The sequence below is a fragment of the Aggregatibacter aphrophilus ATCC 33389 genome (assembly GCF_900636915.1).
GTDB classification, from domain to species: domain Bacteria; phylum Pseudomonadota; class Gammaproteobacteria; order Enterobacterales; family Pasteurellaceae; genus Aggregatibacter; species Aggregatibacter aphrophilus.
In genome coordinates, this window is record NZ_LR134327.1 from 1,337,579 (window position 1) to 1,354,445 (window position 16,867).

Annotated in this window: 17 protein-coding genes; 7 read left to right on the top strand and 10 right to left on the bottom strand. The window is 40.3% G+C overall.

Annotation, left to right across the window (positions count from 1 at the left end; all coding sequences use genetic code 11):
* Positions 1 to 18 precede the first annotated feature (18 nt).
* Together EL144_RS06590 and EL144_RS06595 are read left to right on the top strand one after the other, a co-directional pair.
* Complete coding sequence (locus tag EL144_RS06590; protein ID WP_032995394.1) at positions 19 to 468, top strand: nitrate reductase cytochrome c-type subunit; 450 nt, start codon at positions 19 to 21, stop codon at positions 466 to 468.
* A gap of 12 nt (positions 469 to 480) precedes the next feature.
* On the top strand, positions 481 to 1,116 hold the full coding sequence (locus EL144_RS06595; RefSeq protein ID WP_005704873.1) for a NapC/NirT family cytochrome c: 636 nt from the start codon (positions 481 to 483) through the stop codon (positions 1,114 to 1,116).
* A gap of 86 nt (positions 1,117 to 1,202) precedes the next feature.
* Here the strand turns inward: EL144_RS06595 and gss are convergent, their stop codons facing one another.
* A complete protein-coding gene (gene gss, locus EL144_RS06600) occupies positions 1,203 to 3,098 on the bottom strand; it encodes a bifunctional glutathionylspermidine amidase/synthase (protein ID WP_005704872.1) in 1,896 nt (631 codons plus the stop codon).
* A 164-nt stretch (positions 3,099 to 3,262) separates the two neighbouring features.
* A complete protein-coding gene (gene pgdx, locus EL144_RS06605) occupies positions 3,263 to 3,991 on the bottom strand; it encodes a hybrid peroxiredoxin PGdx (protein ID WP_032995393.1) in 729 nt (242 codons plus the stop codon).
* 161 nt (positions 3,992 to 4,152) lie between these two features.
* Between pgdx and oxyR the strand changes: the two genes are divergently transcribed.
* Complete coding sequence (oxyR, locus tag EL144_RS06610) at positions 4,153 to 5,049, top strand: DNA-binding transcriptional regulator OxyR (RefSeq protein WP_005704870.1); 897 nt, start codon at positions 4,153 to 4,155, stop codon at positions 5,047 to 5,049.
* Between the two features lie 11 nt (positions 5,050 to 5,060).
* Positions 5,061 to 5,687: an HTH-type transcriptional repressor FabR gene (gene fabR / locus EL144_RS06615; RefSeq protein WP_005704869.1), complete on the top strand. Its 627-nt coding sequence runs from the start codon at positions 5,061 to 5,063 to the stop codon at positions 5,685 to 5,687.
* Between the two features lie 193 nt (positions 5,688 to 5,880).
* On the opposite strand, the gene nadN is transcribed toward fabR, so the two are convergent.
* Both nadN and EL144_RS06625 read right to left on the bottom strand, forming a co-directional pair.
* Positions 5,881 to 7,695: an NAD nucleotidase gene (gene nadN, locus EL144_RS06620; RefSeq protein WP_032995392.1), complete on the bottom strand. Its 1,815-nt coding sequence runs from the start codon at positions 7,693 to 7,695 to the stop codon at positions 5,881 to 5,883.
* Between the two features lie 26 nt (positions 7,696 to 7,721).
* The gene (locus tag EL144_RS06625; RefSeq protein WP_032995400.1) at positions 7,722 to 8,489 is read right to left on the bottom strand and encodes a hypothetical protein; all 768 of its coding nucleotides are present in this window, start codon (positions 8,487 to 8,489) and stop codon (positions 7,722 to 7,724) included.
* A gap of 255 nt (positions 8,490 to 8,744) precedes the next feature.
* Between EL144_RS06625 and rfaD the strand changes: the two genes are divergently transcribed.
* The 3 genes from rfaD (at position 8,745) to EL144_RS06640 (ending at position 11,373) form a co-directional block, all read left to right on the top strand.
* Positions 8,745 to 9,668, top strand: coding sequence for an ADP-glyceromanno-heptose 6-epimerase (rfaD, locus tag EL144_RS06630; RefSeq protein WP_005704865.1), 924 nt, complete (start codon positions 8,745 to 8,747; stop codon positions 9,666 to 9,668).
* 84 nt (positions 9,669 to 9,752) lie between these two features.
* Positions 9,753 to 10,811, top strand: a complete 1,059-nt coding sequence (gene waaF, locus EL144_RS06635; RefSeq protein ID WP_065336540.1) for a lipopolysaccharide heptosyltransferase II — start codon at positions 9,753 to 9,755, stop codon at positions 10,809 to 10,811.
* A gap of 1 nt (position 10,812) precedes the next feature.
* Entirely contained in the window at positions 10,813 to 11,373 is a 561-nt protein-coding gene (locus EL144_RS06640; protein WP_005704862.1) for a hypothetical protein, read from the top strand.
* Positions 11,374 to 11,496: 123 nt separating this feature from the next.
* Here EL144_RS06640 and EL144_RS06645 read toward each other — a convergent pair whose 3' ends face one another.
* From EL144_RS06645 to atpF, 6 genes are read right to left on the bottom strand one after another with little or no spacing between them, the layout of a single operon-like run.
* Complete coding sequence (locus EL144_RS06645) at positions 11,497 to 11,925, bottom strand: F0F1 ATP synthase subunit epsilon (RefSeq protein WP_005702428.1); 429 nt, start codon at positions 11,923 to 11,925, stop codon at positions 11,497 to 11,499.
* A gap of 41 nt (positions 11,926 to 11,966) precedes the next feature.
* Positions 11,967 to 13,340, bottom strand: coding sequence for a F0F1 ATP synthase subunit beta (gene atpD / locus EL144_RS06650; RefSeq protein WP_005704861.1), 1,374 nt, complete (start codon positions 13,338 to 13,340; stop codon positions 11,967 to 11,969).
* A gap of 16 nt (positions 13,341 to 13,356) precedes the next feature.
* A complete protein-coding gene (atpG, locus tag EL144_RS06655; RefSeq protein WP_005704860.1) occupies positions 13,357 to 14,226 on the bottom strand; it encodes a F0F1 ATP synthase subunit gamma in 870 nt (289 codons plus the stop codon).
* Positions 14,227 to 14,241: 15 nt separating this feature from the next.
* On the bottom strand, positions 14,242 to 15,783 hold the full coding sequence (gene atpA / locus EL144_RS06660; protein ID WP_005704858.1) for a F0F1 ATP synthase subunit alpha: 1,542 nt from the start codon (positions 15,781 to 15,783) through the stop codon (positions 14,242 to 14,244).
* Positions 15,784 to 15,795: 12 nt separating this feature from the next.
* Positions 15,796 to 16,344 (bottom strand): F0F1 ATP synthase subunit delta, encoded by a 549-nt coding sequence (atpH, locus tag EL144_RS06665; RefSeq protein WP_005704857.1) that lies wholly within the window; start codon positions 16,342 to 16,344, stop codon positions 15,796 to 15,798.
* Between the two features lie 13 nt (positions 16,345 to 16,357).
* Positions 16,358 to 16,828 carry a F0F1 ATP synthase subunit B gene (gene atpF, locus EL144_RS06670; RefSeq protein ID WP_005704856.1) on the bottom strand — a complete coding sequence of 157 codons (471 nt, stop codon included), beginning with the start codon at positions 16,826 to 16,828 and terminating at the stop codon, positions 16,358 to 16,360.
* Between the last annotated feature and the right edge of the window lie 39 nt (positions 16,829 to 16,867).

Consider the following 16,867-nt stretch of genomic DNA (forward strand, 5'->3'; position numbering starts at 1 on the left):
TCGGGGGAGTGATTAAAAATGATTAGAAAGAACCTCTTTACTTTTAGCGGTGCTGTATTCGCGGCATTGTTTGCAACATCTGTCATGGCAGAACAATCAAACAAAGGTGCCGGAGACTTTTTCAATAATTCACCGGAAAGTGTGGCACCGGCATTCCACGATGCGCCGAAACAAAGTGAATTATCCGCATTAAATTATGTTAACCAACCACCAATGGTGCCACATAGCGTAAAAAGCTATCAGGTCACTAAAAATGTTAACCAATGCTTAAACTGCCACAGTGTTGAAGCATCTCGTATCACCGGTGCAACCCGTATCAGCCCGACCCACTTTGCGGATCGCGATGGTAATATCGGCTCCAGTTCATCACCACGTCGTTATTTCTGTTTGCAATGTCACGTTTCTCAATCTGATGTTGAGCCAATCGTGCCAAACGAATTCAAACCAATGAAAGGTTACGGACAATAATAAGAGGTCATTATGTCAGTGAAAATGCCTAACTTTTTAATGCGATTTTGGTGTTGGTTCAGATCGCCTAGTCGCATTGCGGTTGGAACTATTATCGTTCTATCCTTTATCGGCGGAATTTTATCTTGGGTCGGCTTCAACTACGGTTTAGAACAAACCAATACCGAACAATTCTGTTCCAGTTGCCATACCAATGACGCATACCCGGAATACTTACACAGCGTACACTATCAAACTCGTACAGGCGTAGGAGCTAGTTGCCCGGATTGCCACGTTCCTCATGAATTTGGTCCCAAAATGTGGCGAAAAATGGTCGCAGCTAAAGAGGTTTACGCACATTATATGGGCTTAACCGATACGCTTGAGAAATTTAACGCACGTCGTCCGCACATGGCGGAAAATGAATGGGCGCGTATGAAAGCTAACAATTCTCAAGAATGTCGTAACTGCCATAAAATGGATCACATGGACTTCTCTCAACAAAAAACCGTGGCGCAAAAAATGCATAAATTTGCTCAAGAAAACGGCAAAACCTGTATTGACTGCCATAAAGGTATTGCACACAACTTACCGGATATGAGTAAAGTTGCTCCGGGTTGGTTGCAAGGTGCTGAGGTTGAGCCGGCTGAGTCAAAAGACAAAAAATAAATCGGTTGAAAAACGTTAAATTTTTTCACCGCACTTTAAAATAAAAATAGGCACCTTGAAGGTGCCTATTTTGATCTTCTATAAATCTATTTTATCTTCTGTGTAAATGCCTTATCACTTAATATACGCAATGGTTGCATATCGCTATTACCGACAATCACACGGGTTGGATCGGAACGTAAACAGCTGCCGGCATAATGCCCACCTACGGTGAAAGTGCACACTTGCACATACTGCTCTTCAACTTTAGGCAAGCACCATAACTGTTGATAAATGTTCTCTTGTTTACTAAAACGCCCATTTGTACTGTCTAGCACGCTTTTACATTCACCGATAAGTTTCACATTGTCTCCGCGCCGACCGGCAATCGGTTTTTGAGCATATCCATTGGCTATTAATTCCTGTGTGACTTCAAATCCTGCTTCTAGCAGATAACGGTGATTCGGGAACAGTGACCACAACACCGGTAAAATGGCTTTGTTACTCGGAATCGCCGTCCACAAGGGCTCATAAACCAACACTTCCGGCCGAAGTAACACGTCAATTAACCGCACTTTATCTTCCGGATAACCAGTACGAATCGGTGGAGCAACTTCACGACCCGTGGTATCTTCGCGTAATTGTTCCAGCACAGTTTCCCACGCCCAGGTTTTCCATACGCTTTGAACTCGTTGAGTTTCATCGTCTAATAATTGTCCACGCGTATCCCAATGTAGTCCTTCTGTACCGTGAATAATCTTCGTTTTAAAGCCAGCTTGAGTTAGCGCATCACGCATAAGCAGAGCGTGGTACTCTTCCTCTGCATCATGGTCCTGCATAATGTGTACTAACGGCGTGGCACAGCTGTGTTTCCAACTATCTGCTAACGCATTGCGTAAGCCTTCGCTCGGATCATGCCCTGCGCTAAGGCCTGCTTGTTTTGCCCAACGTGACAAGATTGCACCTGCTTCGGCATGACAAGAAGCAGAATCGGCATTGTATTCATACACTTTCAAACCACGTTCATCCAGACAGAAATCCAATCTTCCACTGATGGTCTGATAACGACTATTTTGCCAAGATAACCGTAGGCGAGGCCAAAGCAGTTTCGGAATATTGAAATATTGTAATAAACTATCGTCTTTGAGCACCTTATCGGTGGCATGCAAATACATTAAATGTAACTCATTGGTGGCACGAATCAGTTCATGTTGTGCGCTTTCAGAAAGCGTAAAATAACGATATTGATCACCATGATTCACAATATGTCCTTGCATTGCGTTAACGTAAGCAGCCTCTAACGGTTTTGTTTCATCAAGCCAGTTTGTTGAAAACTGTCCTTGATTTTCAATGTGTTCCGCATAAATTTTGAGTTTATCCGGTTCCGGCATGGGTTGCGGCAGGCTAAATTCCTCATTATCCGTTTGAATCATCCAACCAAGAATTTGGGTATCATCAAAAGTATCCTGTAAGCGATAACCATCTTCTGTAGCTGTCATCGGCAATTCACGGGTCCATTGTTGACCGCTTGGTAGACGGGAATGAATTACATTTTGCTCAGCGATGCGCACTCTGTCCGTCAGCACTTCAGTAATAATAGCTACATGACCAGTATGTTTGAATTCACCACCTTCCTGCCAAATTAGCAATGCGCCACATTCTGGCGCTCGCTTTCCGCCATTGGCAAAGGCTTGTAACGGTAATAAAGCATCATTTACCACTTGGCGTAAGAAACGTAAGGAAAAAATTTCATAAGCCATACCCACATCAGTGAACACCATGCCGTAATTAAGATAAAGATAGCGACGGGCGAACTCCACACACTGCCATTTGTAACCCATATATTCACCACCAAGGTAGCTACGAAAAGCCGCGTCGTCAGGGTATTCCTTCGCATCTGCCGTGTTGTAGTCCGAAGAATAAATGGCAACGCCGCCGGGTGCATAACCCAACAGGCTACCGAAAGGATCATGTGTTGTGATATTAGGTGAACGATCCGGCATAACAACTCCGAAAAAGTAAATCAGGACAATAGTATAGATCTTTTAAGACATTGCCCCCAAAGGATTTATAGAAAGATTTTGTTGAAATTAATTTTTAAACAAAAAGAAAAAAGGGCGCTAAATTAGCGCCCCAAAAGAAAAGTTTTATAGTTATGATTATTGGATTATTTTGCGAAATACGCTTCTAAATCATCGCTACCACCAATGTGTTTACCACCGATGAAGACTTGTGGCACAGTCGCACGACCAGAAACCGCACGTACGCTCACGATAGTTGCATCATGACCTAAAACGATTTCTTCAAAGCTTAAGCCTTTTTCATGTAACATTTGTTTTGCTTTCGCACAGAACGGACAACCAGGTTTTGTGAAGATCGTAATGGATTCTTGAACTTGGTGTTGTGGTGCAAGATATTTCAACATAGTGTCTGCATCAGACACTTTGAACGGATCGCCCGGCTCGTTTGGTTCGATAAACATTTTTTCTACTACACCGTTTTTCACAAGCATAGAATAACGCCATGAACGTTTACCAAAACCTAAATCTTCTTTACCTACCAACATACCCATGCCTTCGGTGAATTCACCGTTACCGTCCGGAACAAAAGTGATGTTGTCGGATTTTTCATCTTCTTTCCATGCGTTCATTACGAAAGTATCGTTCACGGAAATAACAAGAATGTCATCAACGCCGTATTTTTTGAATACTGGTGCTAATTCATTATAACGTGGTAAGTGAGAAGAAGAACAAGTTGGTGTGAATGCGCCCGGTAATGAGAATACGATGACGGTTTTGTTATCAAATAATTCAGATGTTGTTACGTCAACCCATTTGTCACCTTGACGGGTACGGAATGTAACCTGAGGAACTTTTTTTCCTTCCATAGTAGACATAGATTTTTCTCCTATCTATAAGTGTTGCTGTGAATTAGAAACTTCGCTTAAATTACAGGCTGTCTCTCTCTAAAGATGCGATGAATTATAGGTAATTTTGTGATATAGTCACAATCAATTAATTCTATTTTTTTAATTGCTACTTTCTATAATGAGGACATATGAATATCCGTGACTTAGAATACCTTGTTGCCCTTGCAGAATACAAGCATTTTCGACGTGCAGCAGACTCCTGCCACGTCAGCCAGCCAACTCTAAGTGGTCAAATTCGCAAATTGGAAGAAGAGCTTGGCATTATTCTGTTAGAACGTACCAGTCGTAAAGTGCTATTCACCCAATCGGGTTTATTATTGGTCGAGCAAGCTAAAACCATATTGCGTGAAGTAAAGTTATTAAAAGAAATGGCAAGCAACCAAGGCAAAGAAATGGCTGGTCCATTACACATCGGTGTAATCCCAACCATAGGGCCTTATTTAATGCCACACATTGTACCAGCATTACAAAAAGCCTTTCCGGATTTGGAATTGTTTCTCTATGAAGCACAAACCCATCAATTGTTGGAGCACCTTGAAACTGGTCACCTAGATTGCGCCATAGTAGCATCCGTACGTGAAACTGAACTATTTATAGAAGTACCCTTATTTAAAGAAAAAATGCTATTAGCTATTTCCGAAAAACACCCTTGGGCTAAAGAAATTTCAATGCCAATATCTATGCTAAAAGATCGCGAAGTTTTAATGCTAGATGATGGTCATTGTTTACGTAACCAAGCTCTTGGTTACTGCTTTACCGCTGGTGCAAAAGAAAATTCCCATTTCCAAGCCACAAGTTTAGAAACCTTGCGTAATATGGTAGCAGTTAATGCTGGAATCACATTAATGCCTGAATTAGCAGTATTAAGCGAAGGTGCACGTACTGGGGTAAAATACCTTCCATGCCATTCGCCAGAACCATTACGCGACATAATTTTAGTCTATCGCCCAGGTTCTCCTTTACGTAAGCGTTATGAACGTATTGCAGACGCTATATCAAATTTGATTAGATCTATTTTATCTTAACGGAGTATTCCATGGTCGGTATTCGCGCGCAACAAAAAGAAAAAACCCGTCGCGCATTAATTAATGCGGCTTTTAACCAACTTACGGCGGAAAAAAGTTTTTCCAATCTAAGTTTAAGGGAGGTATCCCGCGAAGCCGGTATTGCGCCGACCTCGTTTTATCGTCATTTCCGAGATATGGACGAATTAGGCTTAACTATGGTGGACGAAGCAGGTTTAACTCTCCGTCAGCTCATGCGTCAGGCGCGTAAACGCATTGCCAACGGTGGCAGCGTGATTGTGATTTCGGTGGAAACGTTCTTTGAATTTATTAATAACAGCCCAAACGTATTCCGTCTGTTATTACGGGAAAGTTCCGGTACCTCGCAAGCCTTCCGTACGGCAGCTGCACGGGAAATTAAACATTTTACCGATGAACTTTCGGAATACATTGCGCGTAAAAACAATTACTCCCAATACATCGCTTATGTGCAGGCGGAAGGAATGGTAACCATTGTTTTTACTGCTGGTGCAAATGCCTTAGATATGAGCAGGTTAGAGCGGGAACATCTAAAAGATCGGTTGATTTTACAACTAAGAATGTTAGCGAAGGGAGCTAAATATGAAACTAAGGATAAGTATAAGTCCCACTTATTTTAAAAACCTACGAAAGAACATCAACTACTTTCGTAAAGGCAAAAAATAACCTGACTTCACGACTGAACTTATCAAGCTAACCGCATAATACTCCCTATTTTATACAAGGATCGGACTCGTAGCACTTTACCAATGAATTACAGTTTTTCCGAAGTCCGACTCTACATAAAGAAATAAAAGTACGGTCGATTTTTTGTTATTTTTTCGGCAATGCTTCGCTGGCAGCATTAAACTTCACATTTGATGTTGTAAACGCTTCAAAACGCGGATTTTTCTTCATAAATTTAATGAAGCTTTCTGCATCCGGAAGATAGGTATCTGTACCTTCATATTTCGGGTCATTGAAAAGATGACCAAAGGTTTTATATCCGTCTTTACCGCTGGCAATATAGGAATTGGTTCCCACTAGATAACGTTTATTATCGTCAATATCTTCCCATTGTTGTTTTTGTTTATTGAAGACCTCAACGCTTACTAAGCGTTTACCATCGGCATTTGGCGTTTCATTGGCCTCATAACGAACACCCGCCCCGTAAGGGAAACCCCCGGTAGAACCGTCAACTAACGCAAATTGCAGAGCATCTTCCAAAGCTTGTTTAATCAATGAACCTTCCATTTTATAAGTAAATAAAGTATTCCCAAATGGTAAAAAGGTATAGGCATCATTAAAGGTGACGTCACCAGGTAAAATATCTGAACGCACACCTCCGGCATTTTGAATAACTAAATCTACATTTTTCAATTCGTTATACATTGTTTCTGCCACAAAACGGGTTGCAACCGAACCTTCAGGGTTAGAACCCGCTTTATTCGGAATGCGATTATCCGAGCCGCCCGGCATCGCTTGCCCAACGATTGAGCCGATGACTTCTTTTGCCAGTTGATCCTTTTCATATCGATATTTACTAATCAGTTTATCCGTTTTCTTATCATGATAATCCAATGAAACGCTTTTCATCTTTTGTAAACTTTGAATTGCTTTTTGACGTTCTTCTCCACTAAGTTCCTGCCAATTACCGTCATTGTTTTTAACTTTTAATTTATTTGTGCTCATTAATACATGTGGAGTTTTTCGGATTATGGAAGCGATCCCATCTTTGCTGAATTTAACGCCTAAATCGCCCACTACAGCGGAATAAGCCCAAGCTTCCATCACAAAAACAGGTTCACCATTCGAGCTTTTAAATTCTAAGGGATATTCATATACCACTGGTAATTTCAATTCACGCAACTCGTCATTACCATATAAATAGTGGGAATCTCCGGTAACAATAATATCAATATCATTCACTTTTTGCGCAATTTCTATATTCTTTTCACTACCCGCATGAGAAAGTAAGATAATTTTGTTAACACCCTGTGCTTTTAAAGCATTCGCCATAATTTGGGCTGTTGCAATTTCATCATAAAATTTAACATCTTTCCCGGGGGAAGATGAATTAACGGTTTTATTTACTGTATCTAACCCAATAATGCCAATATTTTCTCCATTCACCGAGAAAATATCATAAGGTTTCCATTTATTGTACAAAATAGAACCTTTATCAGGAATGACATTAGCAGATAAAACAGGGATTTTTAGTGGTTCAAGTAATTTTAATAAACCTTCATTTCCCGCATCAAACTCATGATTGCCCAATGTAAAATAATGAAAATTACCTGCATTCATTACCGCTGCATCGGCCGAACCACCAAAAAGGGTAAAATAAAGTGTTCCTGTAATAGCATCGCCTGCATGTAATACTAGCGGGTTTTTATATTTTTTGCGTAATTCATTAAGCTTGCTGTTAACTGCGGAAAAACCGCCAATATTTACTTTAGTTTCTTTACCGTTTAATAAAATGCGGGCTTCGTGGGGCTCTAAATAAGAATGATGATCATTAATATGCAGAATGCTCAATTCAACAGCTTTGTGGTTATCTTCCGGCGGATTTGCCGCCAAACCGGAGGTTGAACAAAATACAAACGTAGTACTAAGAATGTGAGTAAGTGTTTTTTTAAGTGTAAACATAAGAACTCCTATGATTATTAAATAGCTTATTCTAAGCCTTCCAACATCGCCTGAAAGGTTTTATAACGGGTTGTATCATTATTGTGTTGCAAATTTTCACGCGGTTGATCCAAGTAAGAAAAATCATCAACTTCAACCCCTTTAAACTGCTGATCAAAAATTGCAGCCGCTAAGGCAAGGCGCGGCTTAATAACGGAAGAAGGGGCAATAACACTTACTCGATTTTCAGTGATAGTAAACTGTATTTTATTAGGAAAGTCTTGGTGCATTTGTTCGCGGATTCGCCGGAAAATGGTTTTAGCAGGTTCTGCCAACACAGATATTTGTGTAGTCTTTGCTCCTTTTTCTGTTAAAAGCTGAACAAATTGATTGGTGTTTGGCATGTCTTTAATATAGATTCGAGCGTGTTCATTTGCCAAGAAGGAGATCAGAAGATTTTTTTTCATCTCCTTCATTAGTATATCATCGGTCGTTTCAATCGGTTCAAAATATAGGTAATCAATAAATTTCGGGGTTAGATTTTTCTCGGTTTTAAAAATGCGGGTCAGAATTTTTTCTGTGGTACGAATTTGTTGTGCAAGTCGTTGTGGGGGTAAGGAAGATAACGACGTTAATCTTTCTTGTAAAATGGTAATTTGTTTTTGCTCTTGTCTGGCAAGTGCAGTGACTAATTGTTGTTTTACATCATGTATAGATTGGTTTTGGTCTGTGTGTTCGATATTTTGCATAGTTTGTCCTTGAATACTCAAAAAAAATGTGAACAAAAATAACGCTGAATGAATCCCTTTTTTAATCATGAATGAACCTCACGTTTTAACAATAACCCGAAATGATAGGTTATTTTAACTACCTCTTTAGGAGGTAGTCTAGCGTAAAAATACTACAAATTAAATTGTAATTTAAAGTGATGAGAAAACATAATAATTATAAACCTAATACAACTTTCAACGGTGTAAAAATTTTAACTACACTTTTATCCTTACCTTTTAGCGAGAGTGAAAATCTATTACAATGAATCACAATTTTTTATTTAGTAAAAGGACAGAACTATGATTATCGTAACAGGCGGCGCAGGCTTTATCGGCAGCAACATCGTCAAAGCATTAAATGACATGGGTCGCAAAGACATTTTAGTGGTAGATAATTTAAAAGACGGCACAAAATTCATTAACTTAGTGGATCTTGATATTGCCGATTATTGCGACAAAGAAGATTTCATCGCCTCCATTATCGCCGGTGATGATTTAGGTGACATCGATGCCGTTTTCCATGAAGGTGCGTGTTCCGCCACCACCGAATGGGACGGTAAATACATCATGCATAACAACTACGAATATTCCAAAGAGTTGTTGCATTACTGCTTAGATCGCCAAATTCCGTTCCTCTACGCGTCCAGTGCCGCCACTTACGGCGACAAAACCGAATTCCGCGAAGAACGTGAATTTGAAGGTCCATTGAATGTGTACGGCTATTCCAAATTCTTATTCGACCAATATGTACGGGCCATTCTGCCGGAAGCCCAATCACCGGTGTGTGGCTTCCGTTATTTCAACGTGTACGGTCCGCGTGAAGGGCACAAAGGTTCCATGGCAAGCGTAGCCTTCCATTTAAACAACCAAATCCTGAAAGGTGAAAATCCAAAATTATTTGCCGGCAGTGAGAACTTCCGCCGTGATTTCGTCTATGTGGGCGATGTCGCCGCGGTGAACATTTGGTGTTGGCAAAATGGCATTTCCGGTATTTTCAACTGTGGTAGCGGAAACGCGGAATCTTTTGCTGAAGTAGCGAAAGCCGTGATTAAATTCCACGGCAAAGGCGAAGTAGAAACCATCCCATTCCCGGAACATTTAAAATCCCGCTATCAAGAATACACGCAAGCGGATTTAACCAAACTCCGTGCTACCGGCTACGATAAACCGTTTAAAACCGTGGCAGAAGGGGTGGCGGAATATATGGCGTGGTTGAATAAATAATTACACATCTCTATTCAAAACAAAAATAAAGTGCGGTTAAAATTCATTACGTTTTTTAACCGCACTTTTAGCATAAGGCAAAACATGAATATCCTAATTATCGGCCCCTCTTGGGTCGGCGATATGATGATGTCGCACAGTTTGTATCAACAACTTAAACTGCAATATCCAACTTGCCAAATTGATGTGATGGCACCGAATTGGTGTAAGCCGTTGCTGGCACGCATGCCGGAAGTGCGTAACGCCATTGAAATGCCGCTCGGACACGGCAAATTTGCGCTGTGTGAGCGTTATCGTTTAGGCAAAGCATTACGTCATCAGTATGACATGGCGATTGTTTTGCCGAACTCCTTAAAATCCGCTTTTATTCCTTTATTTGCGAAAATTGCCGTGCGTCGTGGTTGGAAAGGGGAGAGTCGTTATTTTTTACTCAATGACTTACGTAACAATAAGCGGGATTACCCAATGATGGTGCAGCGTTATGTGGCATTGGCGTTTGAAAAAAATGCGGTGCCAAAAGCGGCAGATATCCCCGTCTTAAAACCTTACTTAACCGTTGAACCAGCCCAACAGGCGGAAACCTTAAAAACATTTGAAAAACAGACCGTACTTTTAGGCAATCGCCCGATTATTGGTTTTTGTCCGGGGGCGGAATTTGGCCCGGCAAAACGTTGGCCGCATTATCATTACGCTAAATTGGCGGAAATACTGATTGAAAAAGGCTATGCCGTGGAATTGTTTGGTTCACCGAAAGACGTAGAAGCCGGCGAACAAATTCGCAACACATTGCCTGCCGAGCTACAACCGTTTTGTTTAAATTTAGCGGGACAAACTAACTTGAATCAGGCAGTAGATTTAATTGCTCACTGCACGGCGATCGTGAGTAACGACAGTGGTTTAATGCACATTGCCGCTGCTACTGATCGCCCATTGGTGGCGCTTTACGGCCCAACCAGCCCAACGTATACGCCGCCACTGTCAGATAAAGCGGAAATCATCCGTTTAATTGAAGGCGATTTGATTAAAGTGCGTAAAAGTACCGACAGCACTGAAGGATATCATCAAAGTTTGATCGATATTACGCCGGAAAAAGTATTGGAAAAATTGACCGTACTTTTAAGTGCTAACAAAATGAGAATATAAAATGGAAATTACATATCAACCTGTATTAGATAAAAGTTATTCTAAAGTAGCTAGGAAAGTAAGTCGTGATATTTATAAACATAATAAATTTTGTAAGATAATGCATATTGGTGATTTCCTATTGTATTTATTATTTTTGATTCCAAGCTGTTTTATTGCCTTTGTAATGATGGATTGGGCTGAATATTTTTATGATTATTATGAAAATATTTTGGCTTGTTATGTGGGATATATATTACTTGTCATTTCTCTATTAGCATTTATATATGCAGTTTTAATTCGACCTTATTTAAATAATCGAGCAATTCAAAGCCAAGTACTTAATAGAATAGAGAAAGAAAAGACAACCGTACGTATTCAAGACGATGGGCTGTATATTGGAATAAACACCTGCCAAACTTTGTATAATTATCAGTGTATTCATAACATTGAAAATAAATATGGCTACTTAACAATTCGAATTAGTACCGGTTTATTTTTAGCCATACCAGACCATGCTTTTAGCGATTCTACACAACGTGATGAATTTAAAGCATTATTGGAAAGCAAGATAGCTCATTAACAGAAATAAATTAGGCACCGATTGGTGCCTAATTTTATAGAAAGTGGAATATAAAAAATCTGCACTTTAATAATCAGAAAGTTTCTGAGATTAAGGTGCAGATTAAAAGTGCGGTCAAAAAAATTAGCGTTTTGATTTCACTAGTTTTTCTGTAAGTTCGTAAGCGCGTAATTTTGCCAACTCTTTAGAAAGTTTCGCTGTTAACACTTCGTAGTTAGCATCGGAATGATGTTCACGAATATTGTCTTCAGCACGTTTTTTAGCGGCTAAAATACGTTCGCTATCCAATTCATTACCACGAATGGCAACATCGGCCAACACGGTAACAATGGTCGGTTGAACTTCTAAAAAACCACCAGAAACATAGATAACTTCTTCGTTATCGTCTTCTAAAGTTAGTTTAACAATGCCCGGTTTAATGGCAGTAAGCAACGGGGTGTGGCCCGGTAAAACACCGAGTTCACCCTCAATTCCTGTTGCTTGAATACTTTTCACATCGCCGGAAAAGATTTTTTCTTCTGCACTTACTACGGTTAAATTAAACGTTGCCATATTTTTCTCCTTCAAGATTGAGATGAATCAGCTTGAAGTGATTACATATTTTTGGCTTTTTCTAGCACTTCTTCAATAGAACCAACCATATAGAACGCTTGTTCAGGAACATGGTCATATTCACCGTCTAAAATACCTTTGAAACCACGAATAGTTTCTTTTAATGGTACATATTTACCCGGAGAACCGGTAAAGACTTCCGCTACGAAGAACGGTTGTGATAGGAAACGTTCGATTTTACGCGCACGTGCCACCACAAGTTTGTCATCTTCGGATAACTCATCCATACCAAGAATGGCGATGATATCTTTTAATTCTTTATAGCGTTGTAAAATACCTTGTACGCCACGAGCAACATCATAGTGCTCTTGGCCTACTACTAACGGGTCTAATTGACGTGAAGTGGAATCCAATGGGTCAACCGCAGGGTAAATACCTAAAGACGCAATTTGACGGCTTAATACTACTGTGGAGTCTAAGTGCGCAAAGGTCGTTGCCGGAGATGGGTCGGTTAAGTCATCCGCAGGTACATAAACGGCTTGTACGGAGGTGATAGAACCGGTTTTGGTTGATGTAATACGTTCTTGTAACACACCCATTTCTTCTGCAAGTGTCGGCTGATAACCTACCGCAGATGGCATACGGCCTAAAAGTGCCGATACTTCAGTCCCTGCAAGGGTATAACGATAGATATTATCTACGAAGAATAATACATCTCGACCTTCGTCACGGAATTTTTCTGCCATTGTTAAACCGGTTAAAGCAACACGTAAACGGTTACCCGGCGGCTCATTCATTTGTCCGTAAACCAAGGATACTTTGTCTAATACGTTAGATTCTGTCATTTCGTGGTAGAAGTCGTTACCTTCACGGGTACGCTCACCTACACCGGCGAATACAGAGTAACCTGAGTGCTCAATCGCAATATTACGGATTAATTCCATCATATTTACGGTTTTACCAACACCCGCACCACCGAATAAACCGACTTTACCACCCTTCGCGAATGGACAAATTAAGTCGATAACTTTGATACCGGTTTCTAATAATTCGGTGCTGTTGGACTGCTCTTCATAACTTGGTGCAGAGCGGTGAATTGCCCATTCTTCTTCCGCGCCGATAGGACCTCTTTCATCAATCGGTTCACCCAATACGTTCATAATACGACCAAGGGTTTTTACACCAACCGGTACTGAAATTGGTTTATCGGTATTTTCAACACTTAAACCACGTTTTAAACCGTCTGAAGCACCTAGTGCGATACAGCGTACCACACCACCACCTAATTGTTGTTGAACTTCAAGGGTTAAACCCGATTCAACTTTTAATGCATCATAAACTTTTGGTACTGCATCTTGTGGAAATTCGACGTCAATCACCGCACCGATGATTTGCACAATTTTACCTGTTGCCATTACCGTTCCTCTTCTATTAAATTGCAGCCGCGCCGGCAACAATTTCATTTAATTCATTTGTGATACTTGCTTGACGAGCTTTGTTATACACCAACTGCAAGTCTTTAATTAAATTACCTGCGTTATCTGTTGCTGCTTTCATTGCTACCATTCGAGCCGCTTGTTCTGAAGCCAAATTATCCACCACGGCTTGGTAAACCTGAGATTCTAAATAACGAACTAAAAGGCTATCTAATAGCATTTTAGGATCAGGTTCATAAATATAATCCCAAGCTTGTTGTCTTTCGCTTAAGTGATCGTTTTCCAATTCAGGTAAAGGCACCAATTGTTGGAAGGTTGGTTTTTGCGACATCGTATTAACAAATTTATTGTATGCAATATAAATTGCATCAATTTCACCATTACGATAAGCATCAAACATGGTATTTGCCACACCAATTAATTCTTCCAAAGTTGGATTGTCACCCAAACCGGAGTGTTGGCCTTTAATATTTAAACCGAGGGAACGGAAAAAACCGATACCTTTTAAGCCGATTAAACCTAACTCAACGGTAATACTTTTTTCTTTTCGTGCTTTAATTTCATTTAACACGGTTTTAAATAAATTAATATTTAAACCGCCACACATTCCCCGATCGGTTGAAATGACTAAAATACCTACTTTTTTAACTTCACGCTCTACTAAGAACGGATGTTTATAACCGATACTTGCTTTTGACACATGACTGATAACATTGCGAATAGTTTCAGAATACGGACGAGATGCCGCCATTCGATCTTGCGTTTTACGCATTTTCGACGTAGCCACCATTTCCATTGCCTTGGTAATTTTTTGTGTACTTTGTACACTGGCAATTTTGGTTTTTATTTCTTTTGCACCTGCCATCTTGTATCTCCGTTACTACCACGCATTGTTGGCTTTGAAACTACCCAAAATGCCTTTTAATGTATTTTTAATCTCATCATTATAATTACCGGATTTGTTGAGATCTTGCATAAATTCAGCATGTTCACGGTTTGCATAATCTAAAAGTGCGGATTCAAAACTTCCAATTTTTGCCAATTCCACATCTTCTAAATAACCAAATTCTACGGCAAACAATACAACAGCCTGTTCAGAAACTGAAAGTGGCGCATATTGTTTTTGTTTTAGTAATTCGGTTACTTTTTCACCATGAGAAAGTTGTTTACGGGTTGCATCATCAAGATCTGAGGCAAATTGCGCAAACGCAGCTAATTCACGGTATTGTGCAAGTGCGGTACGAATACCACCGGCTAATTTCTTAATAACTTTAGTCTGTGCCGCACCACCTACACGAGAAACCGAAATACCCGGGTTTACTGCTGGACGAATACCGGAGTTAAACAAGTTAGATTCTAAGAAAATCTGACCATCGGTAATAGAAATTACGTTAGTTGGAACGAAAGCAGAAACGTCACCCGCTTGTGTTTCAATAATCGGAAGTGCAGTTAAAGAACCTGTTTTTCCTTTAACTTCACCATTGGTGAATTTTTCTACATATTCTTCGTTTACACGAGAAGCACGTTCAAGTAAACGTGAGTGTAAATAGAAAACATCTCCCGGATAAGCTTCACGACCCGGTGGGCGACGTAATAATAAAGAAATTTGACGATAAGCAACGGCTTGTTTAGAAAGATCATCGTAAACGATTAACGCATCTTCACCGCGATCACGGAAATATTCACCCATGGCACAACCGGCATAAGGTGCTAAATATTGTAATGCTGCAGATTCGGATGCTGATGCAGCAACAACGATAGTATTGGCAAGTGCACCATGTTCTTCTAATTTACGAACAACGTTTGCAATAGTAGAAGCTTTTTGACCAATCGCTACATAGATACATTTAATACCTGAATTACGTTGGTTGATAATCGCATCAATGGCAAGAGCTGTTTTACCGGTTTGACGGTCACCGATAATCAACTCACGTTGACCACGGCCTATTGGCACCATGGAGTCAACAGCCTTATAACCGGTTTGTACGGGCTGATCAACGGACTTACGTTCAATTACACCCGGAGCAATCACTTCAACGGGAGAAAAACCGTCATTTTTAATTTCGCCTTTACCATCAATCGGCTGTCCTAAGGTATTAACCACACGACCTAATAGACCACGACCAACCGGTACTTCAAGAATACGACCGGTACATTGAACTTCAACCCCTTCCGCAAGGTCTGCATAAGGGCCCATAACCACTGCACCGACAGAATCTCTTTCTAAGTTTAATGCCATTGCATAGCGATTTCCCGGCAATGCAATCATTTCACCTTGCATTACTTCGCTTAAACCGTGAATACGAATAATACCATCACTTACTGAAACGATTGTACCCGTATTACGCGCTTCGCTTTCCACATTAAACTGGGCAATGCGTTTTTTTATTAATTCACTAATTTCAGTTGAATTTAGTTGCATCTTCTAATCCTCTTATAATTGCAACTCATCTGCGAGACGGGCAAGTTGCCCACGGCTACTTCCATCAATCACAAAATCTTCAGTACGAATAATAACGCCGGCAATCAGCGCCTTATCCACGTTGCAATTTAACTTAACTTTCTGAGCTAATCTTTTTTCCATTGCGGCAACAATTTTTTCTTGTTGCGCGACACTTAATGGTTGAGCCGAAGTGACTTGAACTTCCGTAATAGCCTGATGTTCTTCAACATAGCGTTGAAATTCTTTTAAAACTGCCGGAAGCACAGTTAAACGCTTATTTTCAGCCATTAACCGAACTAAGTTTTGCCCATATTGATCTAATTGTTCGCCACAAATTGAAATCACCGTGTCTGCTAATTTTTGTGCGGAAAATGATCCTGTTAAGAAAGCCTGCATGGTTTCGTTTTTTACCACTTCAGCAAGAAAACCCAACATTTTATTCCATTTTTCCACCGCACTTTTATCAGATGAACTCTGTTCTACGGCAAAATCAAATGCTGCTTTAGCATAAGGGCGAGCTATGGTAGTTAATTCTGACATAAGCTCAACCTTCTTATAGTTCTGCAACTAGTTTATCAATAATGTCGTTGTTGGCTGCTTCATCCACAGTACGCCCAACAATTTTTTCTGCGCCAGCAATCGCTAAAGAGGCGACTTTCACACGTAATTCTTCTTGAACACGTTTACGCTCGGCTTCCACTTCGGCATAGCCTTGCTCAATAATTTTCGCTTTTAGCTCTTCTGCTTCTATCTTCACTTCGTCTAGCACTTCATTACGACGTTTATTGGCAGCATCTAAAATTTCTTGTGCTTTAATTTTAGCGTTAGAAATTTCTTGCTCAGCAAGCGCTTTGTTATCTGCTTGCTCTTTTTTAGCTTCTTCTGCCGATGCTAAAGCGTTCGCAATCTGGCTTTGACGTGTTTCAATCGCATTAATAATTGGCGGCCAAACAAATTTCATGCAGAACCACACGAAAATTGCGAATGCTATAAGTTGACCAATCAATGTTGCATTTAAATTCACAACGTCCTCCTTACTATGCTTGTTTTACGTTGATAAGCA

Bases quoted from the DNA above. Each gene is read 5' to 3' on its own strand.
- EL144_RS06590 (WP_032995394.1), top strand. From the start codon at position 19: ATGATTAGAAAGAACCTCTTTACTTTTAGCGGTGCTGTATTCGCGGCA.
- EL144_RS06595 (WP_005704873.1), top strand. From the start codon at position 481: ATGTCAGTGAAAATGCCTAACTTTTTAATGCGATTTTGGTGTTGGTTC.
- gss (WP_005704872.1), bottom strand. From the start codon at position 3,098: ATGCCGGATCGTTCACCTAATATCACAACACATGATCCTTTCGGTAGC.
- pgdx (WP_032995393.1), bottom strand. From the start codon at position 3,991: ATGTCTACTATGGAAGGAAAAAAAGTTCCTCAGGTTACATTCCGTACC.
- oxyR (WP_005704870.1), top strand. From the start codon at position 4,153: ATGAATATCCGTGACTTAGAATACCTTGTTGCCCTTGCAGAATACAAG.
- fabR (WP_005704869.1), top strand. From the start codon at position 5,061: ATGGTCGGTATTCGCGCGCAACAAAAAGAAAAAACCCGTCGCGCATTA.
- nadN (WP_032995392.1), bottom strand. From the start codon at position 7,695: ATGTTTACACTTAAAAAAACACTTACTCACATTCTTAGTACTACGTTT.
- rfaD (WP_005704865.1), top strand. From the start codon at position 8,745: ATGATTATCGTAACAGGCGGCGCAGGCTTTATCGGCAGCAACATCGTC.
- waaF (WP_065336540.1), top strand. From the start codon at position 9,753: ATGAATATCCTAATTATCGGCCCCTCTTGGGTCGGCGATATGATGATG.
- EL144_RS06640 (WP_005704862.1), top strand. From the start codon at position 10,813: ATGGAAATTACATATCAACCTGTATTAGATAAAAGTTATTCTAAAGTA.
- EL144_RS06645 (WP_005702428.1), bottom strand. From the start codon at position 11,925: ATGGCAACGTTTAATTTAACCGTAGTAAGTGCAGAAGAAAAAATCTTT.
- atpD (WP_005704861.1), bottom strand. From the start codon at position 13,340: ATGGCAACAGGTAAAATTGTGCAAATCATCGGTGCGGTGATTGACGTC.
- atpG (WP_005704860.1), bottom strand. From the start codon at position 14,226: ATGGCAGGTGCAAAAGAAATAAAAACCAAAATTGCCAGTGTACAAAGT.
- atpA (WP_005704858.1), bottom strand. From the start codon at position 15,783: ATGCAACTAAATTCAACTGAAATTAGTGAATTAATAAAAAAACGCATT.
- atpH (WP_005704857.1), bottom strand. From the start codon at position 16,344: ATGTCAGAATTAACTACCATAGCTCGCCCTTATGCTAAAGCAGCATTT.